Genomic DNA, 24,490 nt, shown 5'->3' with positions numbered 1-24,490 from the left:
ATGACATGAAAAATAAAGAATTAAAGTATGATCACTAAACTAGCTATTTAGTTTTTTTAAGTATACAAAAAGGTGGGCCACTATGAAAAAGATTGCATTGATTGGTTCCGGAGGGTCAGGGAAGTCTACTCTGGCCCGAAGATTAGGGGAAAAGTTGAACATAGAAGTGTATCATTTAGATGCATTGTTCTGGAAGCTAAATTGGACTCCAACGGCAAAAGAGGAACAAAGAAAGGTTCAAAATGAATTAGTCAAACAAGAAGAATGGATTATTGATGGGAATTATAACGGTACAATGGATATAAGACTGAATGCAGTAGACACCATTATCTTTGTTGATATCAATAGGGTAATATGCATCTATAGAGTTTTCAAGCGGATGATCCAATATCGTGGAAAATCGAGACCAGATATGGCTGAGGGCGTCAATGAGAGATTTGATTTTGACTTTCTGAAATGGGTATGGGATTACCCGAAAACAAAGAAACCTGTTGTTTTAGAGAAACTTGAAAAATTACCCAATGATAAGAAAGTCATTATTTTAAAATCTCCAAGAGAAGTACAACTTTTTTTAGATAAAGTATCTAATGAGTTGTAATCTTAAATGGTTCTTTCTTAAATGTAACAGATTCAGCTTTATACATTTTTCCATCCCAACCATATTTAACTTTTAGACTACCTATGCCAGCCTCAGGAATAGATACAAACACAGTTGTATAGCCATAAAGAACGCCATTTTTAGGTTTATAATCCTCCCTCGAACCTACTCCAGGAGGGTCATCAGAATATTGATAACCAAATTTTAAATAGTCCACTACGTATTTCTTGTTACCAATTAAAACAGTAATCTCATCGCCTTTTCGTTCCATTTTTACAAGTCTTTTGAGTGCGTCATTTATGGACTCAACTGGCACCTCTTCGTATCTTGTATATGGGTCATTTACATGATTTAACACATGTATTTCCTTTGTAGAAATTCCAGAGCCTGCACCAGAAATCAATGCGACAATAACATCTTTTAGTTCATCGCCATTAATATCCTCATAAAATAATTTAGGAGCAAACTTTGAATTATACCAATTTGGAAAGTTGTATAACAACTCACCAACTTGAACCGTAAAGTTTTTCGTAGCCATACTATCCACCTTATCAGCAATTAAAAAAATATTTTCATACCACACATTAGATATAATATGTGACGTTACAATTCTTTGAAACGCATATACTTTTCCTGTTTGACATACTAAAATCATTATTAATAAACAAACAAAAAATCTCTTCATTGTTTTCACTCCTTTCATTTATAATTCCCCAAAGAAAGATAATTTTACTGCTATTTTCTTTTTTAATAAATTTACCTCAATGCGAATTCTGTATTTGAAATGGGGAAAAGCTGGAGGTAGCTTCAATTACAAACTGGTAGTTTATGAATGAATAAGTTAAATGGAGGTAGAAAAATGTTATTATTATGGCAACTTTCATTATTTATTTCAATTTTAGCTTTAATGGTAGGTATTATTAAAAAGTCTTGGGTATTCTTATTAATTAGTACAATTACATTTATACCAATATCATATTATTTTTCAGGAGCAAATAATGCTTGGAAATATGTTGGTTTGACACCACTCATACTACTTGTTCTGACGATACTAATTTGGTTCATAGGTAAGAAAAAAATGAGGTCAATTAAAGGGTAAACCGGAAACGATTTTTTCAAAGGGAACTGTTGAGACGCAGGTTATTGAAGTGGAATTGATAAAGAGAGAAAGCCCTCTATTAACCAATTAATATTAGAAAAAAAATAAAAGAGGGTTATTCAGTTGATGACAGTGTAGCTCTTCACTTGGTGGGAAGATAATTAAAATTTCTTATTAGGGTTAGTTTAATATTCGCCCTCCGAAATAATCAATTTCTTTTTATAAGAATGAATAACAATGTGAAACCTCTTATTTTGATCAAGATTTGTTCAAAATAAGAGGTTTGTTTTTCCCTAGAAATTGAGTATTGTAGCCAATTTTAAATGATCTATTTAAAAGTTTACAGCCAGATCTACGATTTCTCTAATAATAGACGGTATGCCATCCGAATTTTTAATAATAAATAAGTGATCTGCTTCCTCTTCAGTCGGTTCTATTATATCGCCTTTATTGGTCTCTGACTGCTGCCTAGAGAATACTTCATCAAAAGTGGAAGCGACTCTTAATATCTTTGTACTTCGCCTACTTTCAGCAATTCTTACTTTCAGAATATGATCTGGAAGTTCAAAATTTACGAGGACACAATGAAAACCTTGGTTTTGATAATATTCGATTAGTCTCAATCGGCCTCTGCGATTACGATTTGAATTGCAAAGAATAATATGACAATTGGTCTCATGAACTGCATGATTTACAATCGTTTGTGTAATGGCATATTTTATCGTGTTACTCCCCTGCTTGGGCAATAGAGATTGGTAATACGTATGAAGGAACTCAGCATGATTATCTTGGTCAACCACAACTGAGTTTGCAAGTTCTTTTTCTAAAGCTTTGGCAAATGTCGTTTTGCCACTATGCGTTTTTCCTACAGTTATAATGGCTAATCTTTTCATTAGAAAACTCCATTCTTAAAATTTCAAGTTAAATCTTCTCTATTATTCGTAGTACTTTAAAGAAGGCAGATACTCTCGCCATTCCTTCCACGCTTCAAGGTAAGCATCTAAGTCCTGTGGATGGACTTTTTTACAAATCCCAATACGGGTATACAATTGAAAAAGAACCTCTTCCAAAAGCATTGAATTATCGATTGAGTTATCCAGGTTCAATAACGAAAACGAAGTAAATAATGTCCCTAAGTCTAAATCGTCTGGAGAAGAGCAAAATGCGTATGTAAAATCATAAATCCTGGGACCTACTAGTGGTGAAGGGTCAATAATTCCATTTAGTTTATTGTCATTAAATACGAAATTATGAACTCCAGCATCTCCGTGCAAATAATACTTCTCTTCCTGATATTCATAAGTATTTAGTTTATTTACTAAAACTTCTACACGCCTATGTTCCTCAATCGAAAATAAATCCCCAATATTAGCTTTAGCATATTCCAAGCTTTCAAGATTAAAGTCTGCCCATAAGTTTCTATTAATCCCAGTAACCCTACCACGACTTACGTTCTCATCTGCTTTTTTATATTTATTAAATAGTTCTTCAACTATAATGGTCATCCATTCTAATTTAGATCCTCGATTGACATGAGTATCTCCTAAAATATATGAGTACACGATAAATTCATTGTTTTCGTCTGTGTAAAGTACATTTGGCAGCAACTTTACGTTTCTATAAGTAATAAGGAAATCCTTAGTTGTAGTAATAATTTCAGGTTGATCTTTTTTCAATACATATAATGGCTTCTCCTCACTCAATAGACTATATATAATTCCATTTGTAGTACCACTTTTTATTTCTTTATAATCTATACTCTCTTCTTTAATAATGTCCTTGTACTTAAGCGTGTTTATGATTTTATCTATTGCTTCCATATCTATACCTCACTATTAATTACATAATTTTCAAACAATTAACTTTGTATTCTTATCTACAATCTAGAATCTATAAGTCTATGATTTGCCTATTCTTAATAGATTATACATCTTTACTTCTATGGGTTAATCTCGAACGACTAAGTGTCGTCCGATTTGCGGGTTATCGAATTGTTACATATGGATGTAATGTGTTCGTGTTTAATTGAAACCTCATACTAAATATTGGCTAAGTACTACCCATTTTTGATTTTCGTTATAGTCGGCGACTCCAGTGAGGGAAGCGAGAAAGTTGAGCCCCCCACAGGAGTATTTCTATGTACGAAGGCTAGACACCTAGATTGTGTGTCAGCAATCGTGAATAGCATATTATGAGCCCGAGGAGGCTCGGCTTCGCCAACGGAAAGCATCCTACTGTTTCTGCATCGCTTCGCTAGCTTCGAAACATAGTAGGGCGTTGTTACGAAAATCAACAGTATTACTTTAAAAATATCTTAAAGTAATGGAAGACTTGCGACTATACCATTGTATAATTTGATAATTATATATATAACGAGTGCGATGAAAAGACTCCAGACAATGATTTCAAACATGACTAATCCTAGTGTACCGACAAGACTCATCGAGTTGCTCAATTTATATACGACATAAACAAAATATATAAAACTAGTCAACATAAAGATAATTAGCAATATTTGAATCGATTGAAATCCTACTAGAGAAATTACTGCTCCTATAAAAAATATTACAAAGCCTCCACGTGCCTGTGCCATAGTTTTTCCTTCAAAGTCCTTTGAGAAAAATAACATTCCTATTTCATGAATTGTTTCTGCAATTAGTTTTAATGCAGAGAAAATCATAAAATAGATTAATGCCAGTAAAATCAATAAAAACAGTTTTAGTTCTAAATCCGAAAGAAATTCTCTCATTCCACTGTACACACCAATTACCTTAAAAAGCTCTATAACTTCATTCATTGTAAATATAGCAAATGAGAAACTGAATAATACTATTGTAATTAGTGGTAAAAAGCCAAACACATAGGGGTTTTTCATATGTACTCCTTTAATAGACTGTTACTGTTATTTTTCCTTTTTGCTACGACTGTTGTTGGAGCAAGTGAATTTTTTGTGACACTGTAAAATAACCTAGTTCTACTTATTTAACTATTCCTAAATATCATATCGAAAGAAAGAACCTATATGCAATAGTAACCATTACTTTCCCATGCAATTAATACTTATTTGCGTTATAATTTTAGGGATACATTAGAATACATATACTTGAGAGGAGGATTCACTTGTCCCTAATTTTTGCAATTTTCTTGCCCATCTTAGCGGCTCTAGTTATTCCATTTTTATTCAAAAAGATTTCAAGTATCCATACAGGATGGTTTGTGTTAATTGTACCCGTTGTTTTAGTTGGGTTTTATGCAACATATATATCCGCCATAATGGATGGCTCCACATATTTAGATAAATTTGAATGGATTCCATCATTGGATATTTCATTAGTTTCATACATAGACGGGCTAAGTTTACTTTTTTCACTACTTATAACCGGAATTGGAGCATTAGTAATTCTCTACTCTATCTTTTATCTAGATAAAGCGAAAGAGAAATTAGGTAACTTCTACGTTTACTTATTACTATTTATGAGTGCAATGCTTGGAGTTGTCCAATCGGACCATCTCATAAGTTTATATTTCTTTTGGGAATTAACCTCCATTTCTTCCTTTCTACTAATCGGATATTGGTATACAAAGGACCGTTCTCGATTTGGTGCTTTAAAATCGATGCTGATTACTGTATTCGGCGGGCTGATGATGCTAGGAGGATTCCTATTATTAGGTATTATGGGAGAAACGTTCTCTATTCGTGAATTAATCGATCAGGCTCCAACACTTGTTAACCATGAGTTATTTATCTGGGCACTAGTGCTCGTACTAATCGGGGCATTTACGAAATCCGCTCAGTTTCCATTTTACATATGGTTACCAGATGCAATGGAAGCTCCGACTCCGGTCAGTGCTTACCTGCATTCAGCAACTATGGTTAAAGCAGGCTTATACTTAGTTGCAAGATTCACACCCATATTCGCTTTATCTGAAGTTTGGGTTTGGCTCGTAACAGGAGTAGGATTACTGACATTGTTCTGGGGCTCTGTCTTTGCAGTGAAGCAAACAGATTTAAAGGCAATACTAGCTTTCTCTACAGTAAGCCAGCTTGGGTTGATCATGTCCTTGCTTGGTATAGGTTCTATCTCTTATCATGTTACTGGAGATTTAGTGGCTACCTTTACATTCGCTTCTTTTGCAGCAATATTCCACTTAATGAATCATGCTACGTTTAAAGGCAGCTTGTTTATGATAGCAGGTATTATTGATCATGAAACAGGAACTCGAGATATTCGTAAGCTGGGCGGATTAATGAGCCTGATGCCTATTAGCTTTACTATCGCTATGATCGGTAGCTTCTCAATGGCTGGTATTCCGCTATTTAATGGATTCTTAAGCAAGGAAATGTTTTTAGATGCTACCCTTTCCTTACAGCATTTCAATGTACATGCTTTGGAATCATGGTGGATTTTGTTCCCACTAGTTGCATGGATCGCTAGTGTTTTCACGTTTGTGTATAGCCTGTACTTCGTATTGCATACATTTCGTGGAAAATACAAACCAGAGCTATTACCTAAAAAAGCACATGAAGCCCCGTTTGGTATGCTCGTGTCTCCAGGAATATTAGCAATACTTGTCATAGTTATTTTCTTTGTTCCAAACTTTTTTGGGAACACTTTCATAAAACCGGCTGTAGCTGCCATTCAGCCAATAGCTTATCAAGTACCAGCAGATATTGGATTTAAGATAAAAGCATGGCATGGCTTTGGCTCTGTAGCATTGTACATGACATTAGGCGTCTTTTTAATAGGTTTCATCTTATACAAAACGATTAATAAATGGTCACCTGTTTACGACAGGATGCCTTCTAAAATATCACTCAACAGTTTTTATGATGGACTGATGAACCTATCAGACAAAGGTGCAAATCGATTATCTTCTTCTTATATGACTGGATCAATTCGTTCTTATTTAATGTATATGTTTGCGGCGCTAATTATTCTATTAGCACTTACAATGTGGATAAAAGATGCATTTATTATGGATCTTACAAATTTAGCACCAATTCAATTTTTTGAGGTATTAATTTCCATTGTGCTGATAATCAGTACTATTACTATTTTGGTAACTAAATCTCGATTAACAGCAATTATTGCTCTTGGAGCAGTTGGTTATACAGTGGCGTTATTTTATATCATTTTTAAGGCGCCAGATTTAGCGTTAACTCAGTTAGTTATAGAAACTGTATCGGTAGCTCTATTTTTAGGTGCTTTCTATCACCTTCCTAAGATGGACAAGTATGAAAAAGGGAAAGAAGATCGTCGTTTCCGCTTGAATAACTTCCTCATTGCTTTAGGTGTGGGTATCATGGTTACGTTAATAGCTATTGCCTCTCATTCCCAAAAGCTAGTCTCATCCATCTCTGAATATTACAAGGAAACCGTCTATTCAGAGGCCGGTGGAGGAAATATTGTAAATGTAATTTTAGTCGATTATCGTGGCTTCGATACATTATTTGAAATTAGTGTACTTACTATTGCATCACTTGGAATTATAGGAATGATCACAGTTCGCCTAGCAAAAAAGAAAGGAGATAGAAAAGTTGAAAACAAATGATTTAATTATTCAAACGGCCACAAAGGTAGTGTTTTTCATCATCTTTCTATTCTCCATTCATATCTTTTTTGCAGGTCATTATACTCCTGGTGGAGGGTTTGTAGGCGGATTAGTCATGTCTAGCGCTATAGTTTTGCTTATGTTAGCTTTCGATTTAAAAACTGTACAGGAAATGTTACCTTTCAATTACACAGTAGTTACTGCTATTGGTCTGTTGATTTCAATATTAACTGCAGCAGGTTCTATTTTCTTTGATGTCCCATTCTTCACCCATGTATACGATTACTTTAACTTACCACTGCTTGGAGAAACTTCTATTCATACCGCTATGTTTTTCGACACGGGTGTTTACTTAGTAGTTGTTGGAGTTACGATGACCATTATCCAAATGATAGGAGGAGATGAATAATGGAGATCCTGATGTCCATTTTAATCGGCTTTCTATTTATGGCTGCCGTCTATTTAATACTCTCTAGAAGTTTAATACGTATAATAATTGGCACTGGTTTACTTAGTCATGGAACACATCTATTACTACTGACGATGGGTGGTTTAGGTGGAGAATCTGCTCCAGTTTTAGCAGACGGAATTACTGATTATGCAGATCCATTACCACAAGCGCTAATTTTAACTGCGATTGTAATTAGCTTTGGTGTAACTGCGTTTTCGCTCGTTTTAGCTTACCGTACTTATAAAGTTGTTGGTACCGATAATATGGATTTAATGAAAGGAAATGAAGACAATGATTAACTTATTATTATTCCCTGTCCTAATTCCTTTTCTGTTTGCTGCTGTTCTATTACTTTTCCCTAAGAAAGTGAAAGCTCAGCGAATTGTAACGATGATAGGTTTGCTATTTGCTTTAGCTTCATCCTTTGTCTTGCTTTACAAAGTAAAAGTAGATGGTGTACAAGCGCTCACATTAGGTAGCTGGGCACCTCCATTTGGAATTACAATGGTTTCTGATATGCTTTCTGCATTATTGGTTACTTCTTCTCTAATCATCGCATTATTTGTAGTGTGGTATAGCTTCACTTCTATAGGAGAGGAACGAGAAAAAGCATTTTATTACCCAGCGATACTATTCATGCTTACTGGTGTAAATGGTGCATTTACTACCGGTGATATTTTCAATATGTTTGTATTCTTTGAAGTATTATTAATGTCGTCTTATGTTTTGATTGTTTTAGGAGGAGAAAAGGTTCAGCTGAAAGAATCGATCAAATACATAATTGTTAATGTTGTATCTTCCTCATTGTTTGTTATTACAGTAGGTTATTTATATTCGGTAGTTGGTACGCTGAATATGGCGGATATTTCTGTAAAGCTAGCAGAAGTAGGACCTTCCGGAATTGTCACAGTTATAGCTGTACTATTCCTTATCGTATTTGGAATTAAGGGCGGTATATTCCCTTTATTCTTCTGGTTACCAGGATCGTATGCAGCCCCACCTGTTCCAGTCCTTGCGTTATTTGGAGCACTGCTAACAAAAGTTGGAGTATATGCAATCATGCGAACGTATACCTTATTTTTCACAGCAGATATTGGGTATACGCATAACTTATTAATGATACTGTCCATTCTTACTATTGTAGTAGGCTGTATTGGAGCTCTAGCGTATTTTGATGTGAAACAAATTATTATTTACAATATCGTCATAGCAGTGGGTGTTATATTGTTTGGGGCATCTGTGATGAATGAAAGCGGAATGATGGGGTCTGTATTTTATTTGATCCATGATATTCTCATTAAAGGTGCACTGTTCCTATTGATAGGAATTATTATTAAGATAACAGGAACTTCAGATTTACGTAAAATGGGCGGTCTTATGAAGCGCTATCCCTTGCTAGCATGGTGTTACTTAATCGTTGCATTTGGACTAGCTGGTATTCCTCCTCTAAGTGGTTTTATTGGGAAGCTTTTAATCGTACAAGGTGGATTTGAAGGTGAGCTTTTATGGCAAAGTATCTTCATCCTAGCGTCAAGTCTTCTAGTTCTTCTTTCAGCAATTCGTATTTTCATCTACGCATTCTGGGGCGAGGAAAAAGGAGATCATCTTATTAGTAAGAAAAAATACCGTCATTTATTGGCTCCAGCCATCACATTAGCTGGTATTACTGTCCTATATGGTGTTGGTGCAGAATACTTGGTACCATTTATGGCTGATGCAACAAATGTGCTCCTCGATCCTTCTATTTATGTTGATGCTGTATTCGAAGGGGTGAAATAATATGGCTTTCCAAATTTTATTGAATGTACTAATCGCACTTACCTGGATGTTCCTATCAGTTTCTTTTAAGCCTACGACGTTTATAGTAGGTTATTTACTTGGTCTGTTGATGCTTTTCATGCTTCGTAAATCCTTTAGCTCTAGATTTTATATGGATCGTCTATGGGCCGTCATTAAGTTAGCTAGTCTATTCTTAAAGGAACTTGTGTTGTCCAACTTTTCTGTATTAAAGTTAATCGTACAACCAACAATGCCTATTCGTCCAGCAATCTTCGCGATGCCAACGGTACTGGAACAAGATTGGGAGATTACCCTTTTGTCTAGTTTAATCACTTTAACACCAGGTACAGTAGTAATTGATATTTCAGATGACAATAAAACATTGTATATCCACTCCATAGATTTTGAAGATATTGATGAAGCGGTAGAATCCATACGTAATACATTCGAAAAAGCCATTTTGGAGGTGAGCAGATCATGATAACCTTTCTATGGGTAATTGTAGTGTTAATCAGTTTATCTATTCTAGGCTTTGTTTATCGCCTAGTGAAAGGTCCTTCTACTCCTGACCGTGTTATTGCATTGGATGCTGTAGGAGTAGGGCTTATAACGCTGATCGGGCTTATATCCATTCTTTTTGATACCGTCTTTTTCTTAGAGGTTATATTGTTACTAGCGGTTCTATCTTTTATCGGGACTGTTGCTTTTTCTAAATTCACGGAGAAGGGAGAAATCATTCAACGTGACCGTAATAGCTAATATACTTATCATTGCTACTATTTCTTTTGGAACCATTTTCATCTTAGTTACTGCTATTGGTTTAGTACGCCTACCCGATGCATTCTCTAGAGCTCATGCTGCCTCAAAAAGTGCTACTTTAGGGGTAATGAGCATATTACTAGGAGTATTCCTTCATTTTTGGTTAATCGAAGGTCATTTCAATTCTCGTATTTTACTCGGAATCGTCTTTATATTCATCACGGGACCTGTAGGGGGTCATATGATGGGTCGTGCAGCTTACCTGTCGGGTGTGAAATTGTCCGATAAGACTGTACGGGATGATTTAGCCGAAGTGATTAAAGAGAAAAGAGAAAAGCTACAATAATAGAAAATGAGTAAGAGCAATCTATAAAGCATGTTTTGAAATAGTTTTTTTCAAAACATGCTTTTATTTGATTTTTTTAGCAAACTTTTTTGTCAGACTACACGTCTAATAAATGAAAGGAGACCTAGATATGAACAAATCCCGTTACAAACAACGAAGACCTTGGATTGACGCTGCTGTTATTAGTATGATTGCACTTCTGAGTATTAGCCTCATCTTCCTCAGTCACTCAACAAAGAGCAATGCAAATCAATCTACCAACAACGGAAAAGCCCCTGAAATAATAAAAGAGGAATCGACTAAAGAATCGGCTTTTCCTGGAATACTTATTAAAACGGAGGTATCCAATGATAAATACTCCCCTTATTCCATACAATATCCACAAAGTAAAGTAGAATCATTTAATGCACAGATTAATAAATACATAGATGAACAACTTGAAACTTATTTAATCGCCATGCAAGAAAACAAACGGATCGGTAGTAAGACCCCCGGAGAATTGAACATTGCGTTTGAAGTATTTCCACATACATCTGGTTCTTATTCGTTTGTAATGATTACTGGAACTTATTTAGGAGGGGCAAATGGATACACAAGTTTTAACACGATTCATTTCCATGCTGCTTCTGGGAAAATTATAGAGATTGATGATTTGTTTGGACATGACGAATCTAAACTTATAAAACTTTCATCACTTGTACGAGACAATATTATGAAAGATCCCAGCCTAAAAGATAAATTACTAGAAGAAGAGATGATGCTGGCTACTGAACCGAAATGGAGTAACTTTGAGAAGTTTGCCTTAATAGACGATACACTTGTTTTGTATTTTGATGAGTATGAAATAGCTAATGGTTCTGCAGGCGCACCGATTATTTCAGTCCCTCTTGCAGAGCTATCTGAACAGCTTGTCGCACCCTTCAAGCCTACTGTCTCAGTGGAAGTATTGCCAAAACCGCCTGTTGAAGAAGATTCTGAGAATATTAGAGAAGAAAAAGAAGAAGAGAAAAACAACGGCATTGAGACTGAAACTCAAGATGACGAACAAACTGAAAATGCGAAGAAGAAGCAAGTAGCCCTTACTTTTGATGATGGACCAGATCCAAAAGTAACACCTAAGATTCTTGCAACTTTAGCAAAGTATGATGCTAAAGCAACTTTCTTTATGCTTGGGAGCAGAGTAGAATTCTACCCAGAAATCGCGAACAATGTTTTGGAAGCTGGTCACGAGCTTGGCAACCATACTTGGACTCATGCAAACTTAACGAATATGTCATCAGATGCAATAACAGAAGAAGTTTCCAGAACAAATAACATCATCGAAAAATCCACTGGCGAAACACCAACTGTTTTTCGTCCTCCATACGGTGCTTTTAATGATGACATGCTGAACGTTTTGAGCTTACCGGTCGTACTTTGGGACGTTGATACGCTTGATTGGAAACACCGTGATGCTACTCAGCTACTCGCATCTGTGAAAAGCAGTGTACATGACGGAAGCACCATTTTAATGCACGATATTCATTTATCAACTGCCCAAGGATTAGAAAGTGTGCTTGCATATTTGACGAGTGAAGGTTATACATTTGTGACTGTTTCAGAACTTGATTGACTAATAGAAAGAGTGACTTAAAAGCAAAAGCTTTTGAGTCACTCTTTTTCATTTCTGGCGCTAAATTGAACATGGCAGTTATACAATTTGGTAGTTACTTTCCTATTCATTGAGTAAGCTCTCTCGAAGATGCAATTTAGTTCGCTATTTCGCTTCTTTATGGAGCAAACACTTACTACTTTGCTAAAAATAAACCCCTTCTTAATCGCTCATTAAATGGCAGACAAATGTGCAACTAACCTTCTAGCAAGGCTATGTAAACAATTTCAGTATTTTCTAGCTCAATGATTAACTTATAAGTATCATCATCGTTTGCTTTGTATATCTTCGTTCCTACTGGTAATTGGGTAGCAACTCCATCTTTAAATAACCATTTCTTATTAGTTTGCCCAGTGATTTCACCGAGTTCTTCACCTTTTGTTAGTTCTAATTCTTGAATCCACTCTATGTTGGCAGCGTTTGAATAGACCAAACCATCATTCCACTGAAAGATATCTGCATCTTCATTTTCTTTAATGACATCTCTTGCTGTTGGGTTACCAAGATTTTGAGAACATCCAGCCAATAATAATAGCAATAAGAGGCTAATAGTATTGTATCTCATAAAGCACCCCCATTAATCGGATGAAAAATGGCCATCAAAATATTTTACTTTGCAAATTCATTTTTTCATTTTATAACCTTTACATTATTAAATGGAAAAAATACAACTTTTGCAGTTCCTAATACTTTTTCTCTCGAAACAAAACCAACGTTAGGATCGCGGCTATCTGTACTGTGTCGGCGATTATCCCCTAAAACAAAAAAGTGTCCTTCTGGCACAACAACCTCACCTAAGTAGTCTTCTAATGTAAAATCCTCAGTAAGTGTACCATTGTCTAGTAATTCTTTTTTATATGTTTCCAAGTATGGTTCTTCGTATCGCTTATTGTTTATAAATAGTTCATCATTTTCGAAAGAAATGCTATCACCAGGAACACCGATAATACGCTTGATATAATTTGTATTTTCCTTCGCTTCAAATACAATCACATCGAATCGGTTATACTCCGTCAATCTTGGTCCAATTTTATCTACTACTACTTTGTCTCCATTTTCAAAGGTAGGCATCATAGAAGCACCATCAACTACAATTGGTGTTAAAAGGAAAAACCTAATTCCCCAAGCAAATAAAAAAGCAATACCTATCGCTTTTATCCATTCTAATAATTCATTTTTTTCTTTACTTTTTCCCATGTGTATCGTCCCCCAAAAGATTCTATAAATAATAGACGTTTGAATTTTCTATTAGTTTCAAAAAACATCGAAAGAATTGGGATTATTAGTTATTTTTATTTATTCATTTTTCTTAGATTGTCTCTCTATAATAAATAAAATAAAGCTCCTGCACCCACGAATTATTCGTAGATACAAAAGCTTTTCTAGTTAACGCTTTTCTTAGTAATAACCACCATAGTATGGTTGATAAGGATATGGTGGATAAGGATAATAATACGGATATGGCTGATACGGATACGGCTGTCTATATCCTCCATAATTACCTATCGAAGAACCTAAAAGTCCCCCTACAAAACTTCCCAGTAATGGTGCTCCAAATCCAAACCCACCTATAAAAGGATTTCTTCTGAAATTATCTCTATGAAATCTTGTCATGCTGCTCCTCCTCTCACCTCAGTTTATGCAGATGGGTGAGCAACCTATATGACTTTAGCCTATTCTTCGCCAGCCATTCTTTCTACTAGAGTTGCAAGTGTACGAACCATTACACCTGTACCACCTTTTGGTCCAAAGTCATGGGCCGCTTTCGTATCTGAAGTACCAGCAATGTCCAGATGAATCCACGGAGTTTCCTCAACAAATTCTCCAACAAACCCCCCACCGAAAATCATATGTCCATCTCCACCTGGTGAATTATTTAGATCTGCTACGTCACTTTTACGAATACGCTTTTTGTCATTTTCAGTTAGTGGCAGCCTCCAAACGAATTCCCCTGTCTCTAGTGAGGATTCCATGAAAGTTTCAAAGAATTCTTCATTGTTCGTTAATGCGCCAGTTTTATCGTATCCTAATGCTGTTATAACTCCACCTGTTAATGTTGCAACATCTACAATATAGTTCGCTCCTTGTTGCTTAGCGTATGTTACAGCATCTGCTAAAACTAAGCGTCCTTCTGCATCTGTATTTAAAATTTCAATAGTTTTCCCACTCATTGATGTAATAACATCATCTGGTTTAAAAGCATTGCCTGAGATCATATTGTCTGTAGAAGCAATAATAGCAATGACATTTTTATTTGGACGAAGCTCTCCAATAATTTGCATTGCACCTAAAACTGCTGCTGCTCCCCCCATATCACCTTTCATACCAACGATACCTGTTTTAGTTTTAATAGAGTATCCACCTGTGTCAAATGTGATACCTTTCCCTACTAATCCTACAACATCAGTCCAATCATCTGTTGCTTGATATTTTAATGCAATAAGTCTTGGTTCCTCAACAGAGCCTTGATTTACAGCAAGAAGTGCGCCCATTCCAAGCTCTTCAATCTCTTTTTTACCAAGAATTTCTGTTTCAAATCCGTATGTTTCTCCAAGTTCTCTTGCATATTCCCCTAATTGAGTAGAGGTCAATACATTACCTGGCGTATTAACAAGAATTCTTGCTTCGTTTACAGCATCTGCATATATAGTTCCTACTTCAAAATAAGAAACGACCTCATCATCTTCTTCGTCCATTAACAGTTCGATAGACGGTAAATAATAGTCCGGAACATTCGAAGTTGTTTTATACCCTTCATATGTAAATGACCCCATGCCAATTCCTTCAGCTGCTAAGTATGCTACATCTGCTACAGTTATCGCTTCTGTAGTAAATGAAGGAAGCCAAATCCCTAGTGATTCTGGTTTACTACTTAGTAATTCTTTACCCACAAGCCCAAACGCTTCCCGCACTCGCTCTTGCGTTAATTGTTTTCGATCACCGATTCCTACAAATAGCACTCTTTTTACTGACTCATGATTCGATACAGGAATTTTGACGATTTTCTTTAAGTCTGTAGAGATATCCCCACTTTTTACCCAGTCCCCAATATGCTCTCCAAAACTATTTAAAAAAGCATCCCATTTTGGTGTATTTTCCACATGCTTTGAAACCGCAACTACAAGCGTTTCAGATTGTACTTCTTCAAATATTACTTCATTTGTATGGATAATCATCATTTTTCCCCCTACTATTTCGGATATAATCTTATTATATAGGAACCTTACGTATTTTTCGAATTGTTTGAGTGTGTTATACTATCAATAATATAAGTTCAAATGAAAGGCGGTGTCTACTTTGGCAATCCTCCAAAATACTCCACTTATGGCTGCACTTTTTTCTATTTTCTTTGCACAATTCGTCAAAATTCCTATTCACTTTTTAATGACGAGAAGATTAGATTGGTCGTTATTCACTTCTACTGGTGGAATGCCTAGTTCTCACTCTGCTGCTGTTACTTCTTTATGTACCGCTATTGCTTTTGAAACAGGACTTGGATCTCCATTGTTTGCTGTTGCTACGGTATTTGCAGTAATTGTTATGTTCGATGCAACAGGTGTCCGTTTTCAGGCAGGTCAGCAAGCAATTATGATCAATCAAATGCGACTTGACTTCCAATTATTTGTAGAGCAAACAAAAGATTGGTCGCATAAGAAAAATGAAGAAAAAATGGAAGAACTTAAAACCTTACTTGGTCATAAACCTATTGAAGTTTTCATGGGCGCCATAACTGGTATACTAATTTCCGTTGTAATTTATAACTTTATACAATAAGAAAAACCGGGCATTAACCCCTGGTCCACTAAAAACAGAAACGTAGATATGCCATTGATTTCCGCTCCGAGCGGACGCTTTCCGTGGGCACGGCTTCAGCCGCTTCCCTCGCGATGCTCAGTCCAGGGTCTTCAGCTCGCGCTGTTCCCACTGGAGTCGCCGCTCTGCGCTCCAATCAACTAGGTCCACTTTTATCGGATAATTCGATATAAAACCACCTAAATATACTTGTTTTATCTTAAAATAAGTAGGGATGAAATGGACTCATATTATGGAAAATCTACTTTCTTCTTTCCTAGTAAAATAGTATTCCTAACCGGCGGACGTTTTTATCCCTCTATTAACTTTGACTACTCTTATCATCTAAGCGAGAGGCTATGCTAAGTTTTATAGTGGAGTACTACTTACTAAATTGATTGTAGTGAAATGTGGCGACTCCAGCGGGATAAGCGAGAAAGTCGAGACCCCGCAGGGAAGAAGTGTAGCGCCTGACTGAGGAGGCTCGGCCTCGCCCGCGGAAAGCGTCCACATGTAACGGAAATCAGTAGTATTATTTATTCATTCTTTTCTTCCATAAACTCAGTGTTCACGCTACATTTTTATGTACTTTCTCATCTTTTAAGAAAAGGATGGCTCAATTATGAGTCATCCTTTTCTTATTAAAACATCTGATATCCATTTTTTCTTAAATACTTAATGACAAAGCCTGCAGCGATTGCACCAACAAGACCGCCAGCTAAAATTATTATATCCGCAGCGTGAAGAGAAACAATTTTTTCCCCTAAAGCCGAGAAAGCAGATCCTGGTTTTGTAAAATAATCAAAAAATTTAACTTCATCAATGATTAGTACCACAACAATCGGATAAAGAATGGCCATGAACCATGTCATACGAAGTAACATATTCAATAAGAAGGCGATTCCAAAAAACATGACAAAAAATATAACAACTGAAAGTATCATTTGAACTAGCATAAACTCCATTTTATATAACCTCCGTAACATCTGTAAATAGTTTACCTTAACGGAGGTTAGTATTCAATGAACATATTTGTTTTCACTTTTTTGTCATAATCTTCATTTCTTTCTTCCAGAACCATTACAACAGTTGCATGTTTCAGATCCACCTAATCTAAGTTGGAAATAGCCTTCTCCTTTGCAATAAGGACAATGCGTATTTTTCGTCTCAGTTTTCATTCTTGTCATAGAAATCGTCTCCTTTTCGTTCTATTTTTAATATTCAGATAATATATCACATACAAAATAATTTGTAAAGGGTAATATAGTTACATAAATATGCTACTCTATATTATTTTTACGCTCAAATAAGTGATAACAATTGATGAAACTTTTAACAAAGCACTTCTATATCAGTGATACTGAGTCGCTGAACAATTTATCTACTTACTTATTATAAATGCATTAACTTTATGGTTCGGAAAGTATGCGCTGGAGTATATTGCCAGTGCGGCAATACATCTAAGATTTATATCTATCCAACAACAGTGAAAGGATTTTTAAAGTTTCCTCGACAGATTCTTTTTTATTTTGAGTCTGTGCAATCCATAGAGCAGATTCATTTAATGCACCCGATAGGATATGTGTTAATGCATCGATAGATAACGATTCAAAGTACCCTTTTTTCTGCATTATTTGAAGCTGTTCGTGTAATAGCAGCATAGAGCCTTTTTCATCCATGCTCCGCCAAGTTTCCCATCCTAGCACGGCCGGTCCATCTATAAGCATGATTCGCTTGTTTTTTTCTTCGACGGCTGCAGTAACAAATGCACGACATCCAAAAATTAGTTGGTCCCATAGATCCTCGCTCTGGGCTGCCTCAGATTCTACCTTTTTAGCAACTTCTCTCTGAATAGACTCTAGTACAGCGAGAAAGAGTCCTTTTTTACTCCCAAAATGGTGATAGACTGCCCCTCTAGTTAAGCTAGCTTCTTTAACTATTTCATCCAATACAGTAGCTGAGTAGCCGTGCTCGGTAAAGTGCTTTCTAGCAACTTCCTTGAGTTTGCTAATTGTTTCGTAACTTTCTTCCTTACTTCTTTTCATGAAAGGCGATTCTCCTATTCTTCTCATTGCTCATAGTATTTCCAATAGTTCTATAGCAGCTGGGTCTCCCGAACTTGTTAGAGAACGTAAACCACGACGAATAACCCAGTTAATACTATCATCTTCTAAATCCAAACGGTGAATCCAATCAAGAGTAGCATCTCTGTAGTCCTTTGTTAAATCATTTAAATGGTTGGCTACTGACTTTCTTACATAGTAAGAAGAATCCTTTAATAATGGAAATAATAAATCTAAATTATTAGCTGGATTCCCTTTAATTGCTTGCGTACGCTTTGCCCAAGGAAGACGTGTACGTGTCCCTTCACTAACAAGGCGGCGAACATGTGGGTTCGTGTCATGCAACCAGGTGTTTAAACACTTCAAACATTCATCTGGATAGCACTCCAAATAAGGGCGTATGGTATATTCTGAAGTATGTCGCTTAGTAATTTCATACATTGCATGCATGGAAATTTCAAAATGCTGTAACCCATATCTTTCCACAAAAAAAGCAATAGGCATTAAAAAATAACCATTCGTAAACATTCCTTGTTCTGTTTCATTTTCCGGTCCAAGAATTCTTAAGAGAATGTTTAATGCCTCTGAATAATCGGTAGGAAGAGTGTTTCTTAATTCATCGGCTAGGACAGCAACCCTTCCTTTTAATTCTAGCGGTTCGGTTTTAAGTGCAACAGATTGAACAAATAAATCTGTTGGAAATGTTGGAAAATAGGGTTTTATGAGACTAGAGAGCCGGTGAGCTAACTCCAAATCGAAGTAATACTTTAGAGCTTTTCTCTCACTCATCTGTTTCCCCTTTTTCGTTACTTGACCATACCTTCTCAACATATTGAGTACTTTCCTCTTGTGAAGGAGGAATGACTTTTATTACGTCAATTAAGACTCCGTTTGGGTCACTTGTTATAAAATGCCGTTGTCCAAACACCTCATCACGAATATCAAGCTTTAGAGGGAGATTTTCAGAAATAATGAGTCGATGGTACTCCTTATCCACATCTTCCACTTCAAAGTTCAAAATCAGGCCTTGTACTGATTTTTTATAAGCAACTGGAATCGTGGGATGTGAACTATCAATGAGTGCCAATTCAAAAGGAAAGGAACTCTTGGATTTTCTTAAACTAACGTACCAGTCTGCATTATATACTGTTTCAAATCCAAAGAAATCTGTGTAAAATTTTGAACTTTCCTCAACCTTGTCTGTCAAAATAACAGGATAAAAACTATTTGTTCTCATAGAAAAATCCACCTCCAATATTTATAAAGCCACTTTAACATACATACTGTATGTTTGTAAAGGGATCTAACGGGTGCGTTTGTTAAAGATTCGAATATCGAAATAGTTATGGCTTAGTTCTCAATCAAGGAGAACTAAGCCATTTTTTGTGTCAAAAATACAGCTAATTGATATGTTAATTGCGATGATAATTTACATATAAATATTCTGCTAATTCGAATGTTATTTTGAATGTTTGTACCACTCAACTGAACGGGTTAAGACAAACCCTTATCGCTCTTTTCTATGCAAAAAAGCGTTTTTAGATATAATCCAGTAAGGCATCGTTAGTTGAAATAAAAATTAGGTGCTTCTATTTAATAGATGAGCGCTTCCAAATGATGTTCAATTTTTTGGGGGAGAGCTTTTACTTATACATATCTTATCTTCTAGAAGCTTTGTCAGTTTCTTTTCATCTTGATAGAATCCAAGTTTAGCATGACTCCTTGCAATGACAGAGTATATTCTATTAACATTTTCTAATGAAGCCAGAAGATTCCCATCAAGATAATCAATTATTACTTGTCCACGATAATAAGAGAAGGGCTCAAGGGGCGATAAATGGTTTTGTAATAACAAGATTTCCTTCCGACTAGCTCCACCGTTTAGAAACAGATTCATCTGTTTTAAACCGATCAAGAAGCCCATTAAATGTTTATTCTTTTTAGTGACTGGAATCTCCAAATATGAAGAAATTTCTTCATAAGCCGAGTCAAAGCCATTAGTTCTAAAAACCTTATAAAACACTAGTAAGGCTGCAGAGATATTTTCAATACTAGCGGGTTGGTCTCTAGCGATTCTAAAAATATCATTGTCCCAATCATCTGGCTCTTTGTCGCTCATCACCTCATTAATGATCAACAATTGGTTAATTAGATTTGTACTTTCACTATCATCCTTATACAATGTCATTACAACATTTCCATCACTCCGAATTCCTGATTTGAATGGGATAAAAGTGAATACTGAAATAAAGAAATTTATGACACTGAAAACTAGAGCGATAGAATTATCAAAGAGAACGTATACCAACATGCTGACAATTGAGACAAATAGCGAGATAATAGGGCCACCTAAAGCTAGGATCAACCATTTTTTTCTCAGTGCCTCAGGTTTCTTTTCATAAGGCATTAGCATTGAAACGCCGAAAAAGTATAACCAATTTTTATTCTCACTGATTTTTAATCGATTTCCTTTGTTTGTTATTTCAAATGGCCCCGTAATAAAATAAAGAAATTGAAAGTTTTGCACTTTACCAAAAATAATATGACCTAACTCATGGAGGGTTATAGCTAACCAAGTTAGTCCGAGAAGAATAAAAAATACCTCTACAATCCGGACATGAATCTCCATGAACCAAAAGGTTACTGCACCACAGATTAAAAAGAAAACAATCCATTTAGGTGTCAGGAATCGCTTCATAGAATTCATCCCCTTTAATAATTAAATGTATTTTATATTAAAACCTGTTAAGTGCCAAAACAGAGGGAACCTCGTTAGGATGGGAAACCCTGAGTAATTGATATCCTATTCCTGCTAATCCATTGAACAAACCTAAATCACTAGAGAATTTTTCCTTGCCTGATAAATCAATGTTTTTTGCAGTCTCATATACAAGGACCTTTGAAAAGAAGTGAAATTCATCCTTTTGCATCTTTTCAGCATAAGTAAGGAGTAATTCAATATCCCCCATGTTTCCATGACACAAACCGTCATCAGTCTTTTGATAACCATTTAACACCTTATCGATAAAAACTTTCAACCCTTGATGCTCATTACGTATCAAAATCCTACTTAGCCCTATACCAGTAGAACCATGGCACCATTGATTTGCATCTTTTCTGTCTTCCTTCCTTAAATCCTTCCACCCATGAACTTCTCCGTTGTACAGACTCTTATCAAACGCTAGGAAACCATCGGTGAATTTATTAAATTTCTCATCATAAGCAGAAAGCCGAGCAAAAGTATAAGCAAAACCGCTGGCCCCATGTGAAAAGCCTCCTAGATTCACACGTTCGTCTTTAAAGTCAATTAACGTAAATTCTCCATCCATCTTGATATGTTGAATAATATGATCTGCCAATCCTTTGGCTCTGATTAGGAATTGGACGTCATTGTTCTCCTCATATATCGTGAGAAATACATGAATTAGACCACTAGAACCGCTGAGAAAATCGAAAGAGATGTCTTTTGTGAAATGCTCGTCGATTAAATCTAGGTACTTATCAAATAGCTCATCAAAAAAATTGTCCCCCGTAATCTTTTTGTATTGGTACATAGGGGAAATGAGCGAGCCTATACCATAAAAAGCTGAAATTTCGTTATAGTTACTGAAAGTGACCGACTGAGAGGCTGTATTTATGCATGCTTTAGATATATCATAGTATTTTTGGTTTCCTGTTATTTTTCCGTTATATAAGAAAAATAGTGCTAATCCTAAAATACCATTGTACAGATGTGACTCAATTGGCAAAATAACCCCAAAACCTTCCTCGCTTACTTGCTTGTTAATCCAGGAAACTGTTTTTCGATCTTCAGAGAATATAGCTCTATCGTACATATATTCAGCGATAAGGTCAGCTTTGTTTATGAAAATTTCTTGATTGTAGTTGTTTTCCTTGTTAGCTTCAATTATATGTTGACGATTAACCTTTGTATATTTCTTTGCTTGCTTTTTGGTCAGAGGCATTGTGGAAAGTTTGATTAACTCCAATTGTTCATTCATTGTTTCAATAGAAATATTTTCTAGATTGTTGCGAAGTAAGTCATAGGTAGTATTTAAATAGACATTGGGTATCTCTTTTCCTCGACTGTCGACTAATGAAGTGGAATTAGTATTCGCTTTGAAAAAAGGGATATCTCCATTGAGCATGTCTTCTATTTCAGATTTAATTATGTTTTTGTTCTTAAACGGATAGTACCAAAGGCGATCAAACAGTATTTCTCTTTCAAGGGCATCCCTTGTGTAATCAGGATGAGTAGCTTCTTGAAGGAAATTTGCATAAGTTTGCGTATTTCGAGCAATAATACGAATATCCAAATCTTTAAATAACGTGATTGGACCATCCTCTGATAATAATTCTTCCTGGAAATCTAGAAAAAGATTATAAGTTTCTTTAAAACCTTTCATAATTTTTTCTATATATTCTCCAACCTCGACCTGATTATTATCCAGGTGAGGAATATTTTTCCCCTTTATGGATTTACCATAATCATAGGTAAATTGCATATCATCTGTATTACGTCCCTTCAGTTGTAATACTTTGAATGGTAAATCTTGTTCTCTTCCATTCAATGCACTCATATCCAACCCTTTACTTTTTGCACTTTTAAACATAACCATTGGAAGTAGGGCAGTACCTAAAACAGAATCGCTTATTTTGTCTTTGGCAAGAAATTCTGCATTTTTGTCAACTGCAAATGGAACATATTGGTGCAATAGCGTTTCTAAATCAATAATGTATGGAGAATCACCTGATGCAATAATATTTTCTAGATGAATATCACAACCTTTTAACAAATGGACAACAGAAAGTAACGAGCCAAACCTTTCGTAATATTGTTCGACTTGAATGGTTGATTTACAGTCTTTTGTAATGACCTTTTCTTCCCAACCATAACCATCTTTTGCAATAGACTTGTGATATTTAAGATCAATAGTCTGTTTCTTCAAGTTGATCCAATCCAAAAGTTGATGAAACCTTTTCGTAGCAAGCAAATTCTTAGGTTTATAGATCAGTTCAACTCCAGAACTTAAAATAACATTGATAACTGACTTCCCTTGTTCATGTGTATCCCCGAGATCTGTGACGAGCATATTTATGGTGTCTGTACTTGGAATTTTAAACGTGCTCCCTAATAGTTCAAAATCTTGAACATACCTTTCCATGAACTCTTCAAGGTTATTTACAAAGTATAGAGTCTTAGTAGCTAAGGTTCTCAGAAGAACTGCATATTCATTATAAAATTCTTCGAGGTTGTTTAAATTTAAAAATGTATTTCTAATAAAACAAATGAATCTTTCTTCCGGTGTGTCACCATCTATTTCTCCTCTAAGCTTCGCAATATGTAGTTCTAATACTATCGATCTTATAGCTTCCTTGTTCAGGGTGTTAAGTAGTGAGTTGATATTTGATACGAGGAAAGATTGGGAACTAATATACTTCTCCCAGCCATTTTTATGGAGCGTGTTTTTGATTGAATTCCAAGCCCACAATGCAAATGGTTTGAATGCCAAAGTTATATCAACTTCTTCAATCGGCTGATCCGCAGTCTCTCTCGCGAGTATAAGACCCTCCTCATAAACCTTAAACCATTCACTACTGAGAATGTATTCACTCGCTTTATCATTTAAAGATATCTCTTTAGATAATAGAATAGTAAATTCTTCTTGAGATAGATTGGAAGTGGCTAATTTAGTTTGCACACCTTCAGGAATATCTTTTAAGAGAGTCCTCTCCAACCATTTTGTATAAATGTCTGATGAGTTTTTCACTGCTAGTTCCTGTAGCAAGTAATTTCGCTTTTCCTCAAGATACAAATAATTTTTCGGCTGCTTTATTTCTAAATTTTTAGTTAGAGTCTCCATACAAGAACATCCTTTCTAGGGTATATTTTTAAAAAGCCTCACTCCTGTATCGGAATGAGGCAGGTTAGTATTTATTAGCAAATTTCTAAAGACAGAAGCATTGTTGCAATAGCTGAAACACCAGCACCTGCTGCGCACGGTAAGCTGCTTGCAATTAAAGCTGCTGCAGCTACAGCACAGATAGGAGTTGTTACTGCATCTGGCTGTACGTCACCTGCACCTTGAATAAATTGCATTTCTTCAATAGAAAGTTCTGAAAGACTTGTGCCGGAAGGGTGATTCAGGTTTCCAGTGAAATTGTTACGTAATTCCGGATTTTTCCAAGCATTGATTATTTGTTCTTGAGTCATTGTTAGTACCTCCGTAGTTTTAGTATTGTTTTAATTTTAGTTGCAGTACCATCGAAGATTTGAATGAGTGGGAGCTAAAAGAAATTCAAGGAGCATATGACGTACAACCTGACACTACACCACTATGCTTTATTGTTTCAGCTACCATTGGAGGAGCCGGAGGTTTAGGATTCTCTATTCTTTAG

The 24,490-nt window shown here is 35.7% G+C and carries 28 protein-coding genes; 12 read left to right on the top strand and 16 right to left on the bottom strand.

Translation table 11 applies throughout. The features are described from left to right. Nucleotides 1-82 precede the first annotated feature (82 nt). The gene (locus MKY37_RS17295; RefSeq protein ID WP_340778942.1) at nucleotides 83-598 is read left to right on the top strand and encodes a DNA topology modulation protein; all 516 of its coding nucleotides are present in this window, start codon (nucleotides 83-85) and stop codon (nucleotides 596-598) included. On the opposite strand, the gene MKY37_RS17290 is transcribed toward MKY37_RS17295, so the two are convergent. After that, on the bottom strand, nucleotides 585-1,283 hold the full coding sequence (locus MKY37_RS17290) for a hypothetical protein (protein ID WP_340778941.1): 699 nt from the start codon (nucleotides 1,281-1,283) through the stop codon (nucleotides 585-587). The genes MKY37_RS17295 and MKY37_RS17290 overlap by 14 nt on opposite strands. A gap of 174 nt (nucleotides 1,284-1,457) precedes the next feature. Here MKY37_RS17290 and MKY37_RS17285 point away from each other — a divergent pair, with 174 nt between their 5' ends. Next, nucleotides 1,458-1,697: a hypothetical protein gene (locus tag MKY37_RS17285; protein ID WP_340778940.1), complete on the top strand. Its 240-nt coding sequence runs from the start codon at nucleotides 1,458-1,460 to the stop codon at nucleotides 1,695-1,697. A gap of 332 nt (nucleotides 1,698-2,029) precedes the next feature. Here MKY37_RS17285 and MKY37_RS17280 read toward each other — a convergent pair whose 3' ends face one another. From MKY37_RS17280 to MKY37_RS17270, 3 genes are all read right to left on the bottom strand, one after another. Continuing rightward, a complete protein-coding gene (locus MKY37_RS17280; RefSeq protein ID WP_340778938.1) occupies nucleotides 2,030-2,590 on the bottom strand; it encodes an AAA family ATPase in 561 nt (186 codons plus the stop codon). A 42-nt stretch (nucleotides 2,591-2,632) separates the two neighbouring features. After that, on the bottom strand, nucleotides 2,633-3,517 hold the full coding sequence (locus MKY37_RS17275) for a hypothetical protein (protein ID WP_340778936.1): 885 nt from the start codon (nucleotides 3,515-3,517) through the stop codon (nucleotides 2,633-2,635). Nucleotides 3,518-4,011: 494 nt separating this feature from the next. Next, nucleotides 4,012-4,572, bottom strand: coding sequence for a DUF5366 family protein (locus MKY37_RS17270; protein WP_340778934.1), 561 nt, complete (start codon nucleotides 4,570-4,572; stop codon nucleotides 4,012-4,014). A 245-nt stretch (nucleotides 4,573-4,817) separates the two neighbouring features. Between MKY37_RS17270 and MKY37_RS17265 the strand changes: the two genes are divergently transcribed. The 8 genes from MKY37_RS17265 (at nucleotide 4,818) to MKY37_RS17230 (ending at nucleotide 12,197) form a co-directional block, all read left to right on the top strand. Next, entirely contained in the window at nucleotides 4,818-7,250 is a 2,433-nt protein-coding gene (locus tag MKY37_RS17265) for a Na+/H+ antiporter subunit A (RefSeq protein WP_340778933.1), read from the top strand. Then, the gene (locus MKY37_RS17260; protein WP_340778932.1) at nucleotides 7,237-7,659 is read left to right on the top strand and encodes a Na(+)/H(+) antiporter subunit B; all 423 of its coding nucleotides are present in this window, start codon (nucleotides 7,237-7,239) and stop codon (nucleotides 7,657-7,659) included. Before MKY37_RS17265 ends, MKY37_RS17260 begins: the two co-directional genes overlap by 14 nt. Then, entirely contained in the window at nucleotides 7,659-8,000 is a 342-nt protein-coding gene (locus tag MKY37_RS17255) for a Na(+)/H(+) antiporter subunit C (RefSeq protein ID WP_340778930.1), read from the top strand. The genes MKY37_RS17260 and MKY37_RS17255 overlap by 1 nt, the downstream gene beginning before the upstream one ends. After that, a complete protein-coding gene (locus MKY37_RS17250; RefSeq protein WP_340778928.1) occupies nucleotides 7,993-9,480 on the top strand; it encodes a Na+/H+ antiporter subunit D in 1,488 nt (495 codons plus the stop codon). The genes MKY37_RS17255 and MKY37_RS17250 overlap by 8 nt, the downstream gene beginning before the upstream one ends. A gap of 1 nt (nucleotide 9,481) precedes the next feature. Further along, on the top strand, nucleotides 9,482-9,961 hold the full coding sequence (locus tag MKY37_RS17245; RefSeq protein WP_340778927.1) for a Na+/H+ antiporter subunit E: 480 nt from the start codon (nucleotides 9,482-9,484) through the stop codon (nucleotides 9,959-9,961). Next, nucleotides 9,958-10,239 (top strand): Na(+)/H(+) antiporter subunit F1, encoded by a 282-nt coding sequence (locus tag MKY37_RS17240; protein WP_340778926.1) that lies wholly within the window; start codon nucleotides 9,958-9,960, stop codon nucleotides 10,237-10,239. The genes MKY37_RS17245 and MKY37_RS17240 overlap by 4 nt, the downstream gene beginning before the upstream one ends. Further along, the gene (mnhG, locus tag MKY37_RS17235) at nucleotides 10,223-10,585 is read left to right on the top strand and encodes a monovalent cation/H(+) antiporter subunit G (RefSeq protein ID WP_340778924.1); all 363 of its coding nucleotides are present in this window, start codon (nucleotides 10,223-10,225) and stop codon (nucleotides 10,583-10,585) included. Before MKY37_RS17240 ends, mnhG begins: the two co-directional genes overlap by 17 nt. 130 nt (nucleotides 10,586-10,715) lie before the next feature. Beyond that, nucleotides 10,716-12,197 (top strand): polysaccharide deacetylase family protein, encoded by a 1,482-nt coding sequence (locus tag MKY37_RS17230; protein ID WP_340778923.1) that lies wholly within the window; start codon nucleotides 10,716-10,718, stop codon nucleotides 12,195-12,197. A gap of 235 nt (nucleotides 12,198-12,432) precedes the next feature. On the opposite strand, the gene MKY37_RS17225 is transcribed toward MKY37_RS17230, so the two are convergent. The 4 genes from MKY37_RS17225 to MKY37_RS17210 form a co-directional block, all read right to left on the bottom strand. Then, complete coding sequence (locus tag MKY37_RS17225; RefSeq protein WP_340778922.1) at nucleotides 12,433-12,801, bottom strand: hypothetical protein; 369 nt, start codon at nucleotides 12,799-12,801, stop codon at nucleotides 12,433-12,435. Between the two features lie 65 nt (nucleotides 12,802-12,866). Next, nucleotides 12,867-13,433 (bottom strand): signal peptidase I, encoded by a 567-nt coding sequence (gene lepB, locus MKY37_RS17220; protein WP_340778921.1) that lies wholly within the window; start codon nucleotides 13,431-13,433, stop codon nucleotides 12,867-12,869. A 201-nt stretch (nucleotides 13,434-13,634) separates the two neighbouring features. Beyond that, nucleotides 13,635-13,850: a hypothetical protein gene (locus MKY37_RS17215; protein ID WP_340778920.1), complete on the bottom strand. Its 216-nt coding sequence runs from the start codon at nucleotides 13,848-13,850 to the stop codon at nucleotides 13,635-13,637. Nucleotides 13,851-13,909: 59 nt separating this feature from the next. Continuing rightward, nucleotides 13,910-15,412 (bottom strand): leucyl aminopeptidase, encoded by a 1,503-nt coding sequence (locus MKY37_RS17210; RefSeq protein WP_340778919.1) that lies wholly within the window; start codon nucleotides 15,410-15,412, stop codon nucleotides 13,910-13,912. A 121-nt stretch (nucleotides 15,413-15,533) separates the two neighbouring features. Between MKY37_RS17210 and MKY37_RS17205 the strand changes: the two genes are divergently transcribed. Continuing rightward, nucleotides 15,534-16,010, top strand: a complete 477-nt coding sequence (locus tag MKY37_RS17205; RefSeq protein WP_340778917.1) for a divergent PAP2 family protein — start codon at nucleotides 15,534-15,536, stop codon at nucleotides 16,008-16,010. A gap of 659 nt (nucleotides 16,011-16,669) precedes the next feature. Here the strand turns inward: MKY37_RS17205 and MKY37_RS17200 are convergent. The 8 genes from MKY37_RS17200 to MKY37_RS17165 form a co-directional block, all read right to left on the bottom strand. Then, nucleotides 16,670-16,993, bottom strand: coding sequence for a YuiB family protein (locus MKY37_RS17200; protein ID WP_340778916.1), 324 nt, complete (start codon nucleotides 16,991-16,993; stop codon nucleotides 16,670-16,672). A 93-nt stretch (nucleotides 16,994-17,086) separates the two neighbouring features. Then, nucleotides 17,087-17,206 (bottom strand): YuiA family protein, encoded by a 120-nt coding sequence (locus MKY37_RS17195; protein WP_445323072.1) that lies wholly within the window; start codon nucleotides 17,204-17,206, stop codon nucleotides 17,087-17,089. A 282-nt stretch (nucleotides 17,207-17,488) separates the two neighbouring features. Then, a complete protein-coding gene (locus MKY37_RS17190; protein WP_340778914.1) occupies nucleotides 17,489-18,073 on the bottom strand; it encodes a TetR/AcrR family transcriptional regulator in 585 nt (194 codons plus the stop codon). Between the two features lie 30 nt (nucleotides 18,074-18,103). Continuing rightward, on the bottom strand, nucleotides 18,104-18,880 hold the full coding sequence (locus MKY37_RS17185) for a hypothetical protein (protein ID WP_340778913.1): 777 nt from the start codon (nucleotides 18,878-18,880) through the stop codon (nucleotides 18,104-18,106). Next, nucleotides 18,873-19,328 carry a VOC family protein gene (locus tag MKY37_RS17180; RefSeq protein ID WP_269921569.1) on the bottom strand — a complete coding sequence of 152 codons (456 nt, stop codon included), beginning with the start codon at nucleotides 19,326-19,328 and terminating at the stop codon, nucleotides 18,873-18,875. The genes MKY37_RS17185 and MKY37_RS17180 overlap by 8 nt, the downstream gene beginning before the upstream one ends. A gap of 384 nt (nucleotides 19,329-19,712) precedes the next feature. Next, nucleotides 19,713-20,789: a hypothetical protein gene (locus MKY37_RS17175; protein WP_340778911.1), complete on the bottom strand. Its 1,077-nt coding sequence runs from the start codon at nucleotides 20,787-20,789 to the stop codon at nucleotides 19,713-19,715. A gap of 37 nt (nucleotides 20,790-20,826) precedes the next feature. Beyond that, the gene (locus tag MKY37_RS17170; RefSeq protein WP_340778909.1) at nucleotides 20,827-23,955 is read right to left on the bottom strand and encodes a type 2 lanthipeptide synthetase LanM family protein; all 3,129 of its coding nucleotides are present in this window, start codon (nucleotides 23,953-23,955) and stop codon (nucleotides 20,827-20,829) included. Nucleotides 23,956-24,029: 74 nt separating this feature from the next. Beyond that, nucleotides 24,030-24,305: a lichenicidin A2 family type 2 lantibiotic gene (locus MKY37_RS17165; protein ID WP_340778908.1), complete on the bottom strand. Its 276-nt coding sequence runs from the start codon at nucleotides 24,303-24,305 to the stop codon at nucleotides 24,030-24,032. A gap of 59 nt (nucleotides 24,306-24,364) precedes the next feature. Here MKY37_RS17165 and MKY37_RS22420 point away from each other — a divergent pair, with 59 nt between their 5' ends. Continuing rightward, nucleotides 24,365-24,490, top strand: a complete 126-nt coding sequence (locus tag MKY37_RS22420; RefSeq protein WP_445323054.1) for a mersacidin family lantibiotic — start codon at nucleotides 24,365-24,367, stop codon at nucleotides 24,488-24,490.

The organism is Psychrobacillus sp. FSL K6-2836, from assembly GCF_038003085.1.
In the GTDB taxonomy this organism is placed as follows: domain Bacteria; phylum Bacillota; class Bacilli; order Bacillales_A; family Planococcaceae; genus Psychrobacillus.
Note: the sequence above shows the minus strand (reverse complement) of the source record. Positions and strands in the feature narration are given on the sequence as shown.

Excerpts from the sequence above, each read along its gene's own strand:
- MKY37_RS17170 (WP_340778909.1), bottom strand. The coding sequence starts at position 23,955 with ATGGAGACTCTAACTAAAAATTTAGAAATAAAGCAGCCGAAAAATTAT.
- MKY37_RS17275 (WP_340778936.1), bottom strand. The coding sequence starts at position 3,517 with ATGGAAGCAATAGATAAAATCATAAACACGCTTAAGTACAAGGACATT.
- MKY37_RS17290 (WP_340778941.1), bottom strand. The coding sequence starts at position 1,283 with ATGAAGAGATTTTTTGTTTGTTTATTAATAATGATTTTAGTATGTCAA.
- MKY37_RS17285 (WP_340778940.1), top strand. The coding sequence starts at position 1,458 with ATGTTATTATTATGGCAACTTTCATTATTTATTTCAATTTTAGCTTTA.
- MKY37_RS17270 (WP_340778934.1), bottom strand. The coding sequence starts at position 4,572 with ATGAAAAACCCCTATGTGTTTGGCTTTTTACCACTAATTACAATAGTA.
- lepB (WP_340778921.1), bottom strand. The coding sequence starts at position 13,433 with ATGGGAAAAAGTAAAGAAAAAAATGAATTATTAGAATGGATAAAAGCG.
- MKY37_RS17240 (WP_340778926.1), top strand. The coding sequence starts at position 9,958 with ATGATAACCTTTCTATGGGTAATTGTAGTGTTAATCAGTTTATCTATT.
- MKY37_RS17230 (WP_340778923.1), top strand. The coding sequence starts at position 10,716 with ATGAACAAATCCCGTTACAAACAACGAAGACCTTGGATTGACGCTGCT.
- MKY37_RS17165 (WP_340778908.1), bottom strand. The coding sequence starts at position 24,305 with ATGACTCAAGAACAAATAATCAATGCTTGGAAAAATCCGGAATTACGT.
- MKY37_RS17200 (WP_340778916.1), bottom strand. The coding sequence starts at position 16,993 with ATGGAGTTTATGCTAGTTCAAATGATACTTTCAGTTGTTATATTTTTT.
- MKY37_RS17255 (WP_340778930.1), top strand. The coding sequence starts at position 7,659 with ATGGAGATCCTGATGTCCATTTTAATCGGCTTTCTATTTATGGCTGCC.
- MKY37_RS17195 (WP_445323072.1), bottom strand. The coding sequence starts at position 17,206 with ATGAAAACTGAGACGAAAAATACGCATTGTCCTTATTGCAAAGGAGAA.
- MKY37_RS17280 (WP_340778938.1), bottom strand. The coding sequence starts at position 2,590 with ATGAAAAGATTAGCCATTATAACTGTAGGAAAAACGCATAGTGGCAAA.
- MKY37_RS17245 (WP_340778927.1), top strand. The coding sequence starts at position 9,482 with ATGGCTTTCCAAATTTTATTGAATGTACTAATCGCACTTACCTGGATG.
- MKY37_RS17250 (WP_340778928.1), top strand. The coding sequence starts at position 7,993 with ATGATTAACTTATTATTATTCCCTGTCCTAATTCCTTTTCTGTTTGCT.
- MKY37_RS17180 (WP_269921569.1), bottom strand. The coding sequence starts at position 19,328 with ATGAGAACAAATAGTTTTTATCCTGTTATTTTGACAGACAAGGTTGAG.
- MKY37_RS17295 (WP_340778942.1), top strand. The coding sequence starts at position 83 with ATGAAAAAGATTGCATTGATTGGTTCCGGAGGGTCAGGGAAGTCTACT.
- MKY37_RS17175 (WP_340778911.1), bottom strand. The coding sequence starts at position 20,789 with ATGAAGCGATTCCTGACACCTAAATGGATTGTTTTCTTTTTAATCTGT.
- MKY37_RS17215 (WP_340778920.1), bottom strand. The coding sequence starts at position 13,850 with ATGACAAGATTTCATAGAGATAATTTCAGAAGAAATCCTTTTATAGGT.
- MKY37_RS17225 (WP_340778922.1), bottom strand. The coding sequence starts at position 12,801 with ATGAGATACAATACTATTAGCCTCTTATTGCTATTATTATTGGCTGGA.
- MKY37_RS17210 (WP_340778919.1), bottom strand. The coding sequence starts at position 15,412 with ATGATTATCCATACAAATGAAGTAATATTTGAAGAAGTACAATCTGAA.
- MKY37_RS17185 (WP_340778913.1), bottom strand. The coding sequence starts at position 18,880 with ATGAGTGAGAGAAAAGCTCTAAAGTATTACTTCGATTTGGAGTTAGCT.
- MKY37_RS17190 (WP_340778914.1), bottom strand. The coding sequence starts at position 18,073 with ATGAAAAGAAGTAAGGAAGAAAGTTACGAAACAATTAGCAAACTCAAG.